Source organism: Hydrocoleum sp. CS-953, from assembly GCF_002260545.1.
In the GTDB taxonomy this organism is placed as follows: domain Bacteria; phylum Cyanobacteriota; class Cyanobacteriia; order Cyanobacteriales; family Microcoleaceae; genus Trichodesmium.
This window is the reverse complement of sequence record NZ_LGSU01000219.1, coordinates 1-2,482: the sequence shown is the minus strand read 5'-3', so window position 1 is coordinate 2,482 and position 2,482 is coordinate 1. Positions and strand designations below refer to the sequence as shown.

Annotated in this window: 1 protein-coding gene and 1 pseudogene; both read left to right on the top strand. The window is 33.0% G+C overall.

Annotated elements, in window-relative coordinates:
* The first annotated feature begins 305 nt into the window (after positions 1-305).
* Positions 306-1,496, top strand: a complete 1,191-nt coding sequence (nagA, locus tag AFK68_RS01860; RefSeq protein WP_094671183.1) for an N-acetylglucosamine-6-phosphate deacetylase — start codon at positions 306-308, stop codon at positions 1,494-1,496.
* 774 nt (positions 1,497-2,270) lie between these two features.
* Positions 2,271-2,482, top strand: a pseudogene (locus AFK68_RS01855) (transposase); the annotation flags it as partial.

Sequence of the window (2,482 nt, the reverse complement as noted above, 5' to 3'; positions counted from 1 at the left end):
AATTATAATAGAGTATTTTTCAACGTAATGAAGTATATTTTTACAGAATTTGTAACAATTAAGTTTTTTCCCAATAGAAAATATTTGCTACGGATATTTCATATCATGTACTTCAATCTATACTTTGAAATTGTACTTCAGTCTTTCCATACTTTAGTAATCCTATTTCATTTGAACTTACTAACTGCCGAATCCTGAATGTAATCTCTATTTACTCTTTTATATTATATAGTTACCCAGATTTTTTTACCTCATCAAGTTACAAAATACTGTATATTCCTAGCTGTAATTTAAAATTTAAACTCGTGAACTTAACCACTAAAATTATTAACGCTAAAATTCCTGGTTATCAAAACCTACAGGAAATTTTAATCAATTCTACTGGCAAAATTGAACAAATTATTCCTCAGACTGAAAAACTTTTGCCTACCACATCTACCACTATTGATGTTGAAGAAGACTGGGTTTCTCTGGGTGGAGTTGACTTACAAATTAATGGTGCTTTAGGTTTACCTTTTCCTGAAGTAGATGAAACTTCCATAACCAAAATAGATGAAATTTCTCAATATTTATGGCAACAAGGAATAGACGCTTTTTTGCCTACTATTGTCACTACTTCTATAGATAATATTCAGCGATCGCTCCGAATATTCCACAATTTGGCCTCTCAACCTCTACAGCAAGAAAGGGCAAAAATTTTGGGTGTACATTTAGAGGGACCTTTTTTGAATCCAGAAAAGCGGGGCGCTCATCCTAACGAATATTTATTACCATTAACCCTCAAAAATGTCAAACAAGTAATTGGCGATTATGCTCAAACAGTTAAAATTATTACTTTGGCGCCGGAATTAGACAGTACAGAAACAGTAATTCCATACTTAAAAAATTTAGGAATTACAGTTAGTTTAGGGCATTCTCAGGCTACGGCAAGTCAAGCAGAAGTAGCTTTTAAATTAGGAGCTTCAATGGTGACTCATGCTTTTAACGCGATGCCGAGTTTACATCATCGAAAACCGGGTTTATTAGGAGCAGCAATTACAAATTCTGAGGTTATGTGCGGTTTAATTGCTGATGGTAATCATGTCTGTTCAACAATGATAGAAATTTTGTTGAAAGCAAGTCAATATCAGCAGGGAATATTTTTGGTTAGTGATGCTTTAGCACCTTTAGGATTAGCTGATGGAATTTACCCTTGGGATACTAGAGAAATAGAAGTTAAAAATGGTACGGTTAGATTACAAGATGGAACTTTAGCAGGAACGACTTTACCTTTATTGGTTGGAGTTAATAATTTGCTGAAGTGGGGAGTTTGTGATATTGAGACGGGAATTTATTTGGCGACTATTGCACCTCGGAAAGCTTTAGGAATGGATAGTGAAATTGTTGGTAAGTCTGGGAAAAATTTATTAAGATGGCGAGTAAATAATGTAGGGTTTTGGTCTCCAAACCCACCAGAAATAGAGTTGACTTGGCAGAGAATAATTAATAATGGATAATGAAAACTATCTCTAAGTAGGTAGGTAAAAAAATTTACAACATGGAAAATCCAACTCTAGAAGAATATGACCAAAAAATAATGTCTCAAGTCTCCCCTTTCAAAGGGATGAAAAAAAATAAATTCAGTATTTTAAGTCTCCCTATTCCATAGAGGTACTGATAACTGATAACTGATAACTGATAACTGAAATGATAGTCCTTGGAAAGAAGCATTAGATATTTACTTTTCCGAATTGATGGCTTTCTTTTTTCCTGATGCTCACCAAGAAATTGATTGGGAAAAAGGTTATGAAACTCTTTATCCAAAGTTTCATAAAATTGTTCAAGATGCTAGTGAATAATTAATAATGGATAATTGATAATGAAAAATATCTCTAAGTAGGTAGGTGAAAAAATTTATAAAATGGAAAATCCAACTCCAGGAGAATATGACCAAAAAATAAGGTATCAAGTCTCCCCTTTCAAAGGGATGAAAAAAATAAATTCAGTATTTCAAGCCTCCCTATTCCATAGAGGTACTGATAACTGATATAGCGTTTCTCAAGCTTATTAGGTACAACTATCTTTAATTTATTTTCTATTCCCTATTACCTATTCCCTATTCCCTATTACCTATTACCTATTCCCTATTCCCTGTTCCCTGTTCCCTAAAACAAACGAATTTTGTACCTCAACAGTATGGGAATTGCTATAAATGATAACTGATAACTGATAACTGATAACTGAATAGTCGTTGGGGTTGCCAATTAAAATTGAAATTTCCTATAGTTAAATTGTTATACTTTGAGGAAAATTGGGAATTTTTGACAGAAAGTAATAATCCCTTTGCTGTAATTATTATGGCTTACTTAAAAAGTAAGGAAACTCGGAAAAATCCTCTCATTAAACTGGAAAGTAAATTAACTTTAGTGCGGTTATTATATGAGCGGGGTTATACTAGAAAAATGGTGATTCAGTTGTTCCGGTTAATAGACTGGATGATGAT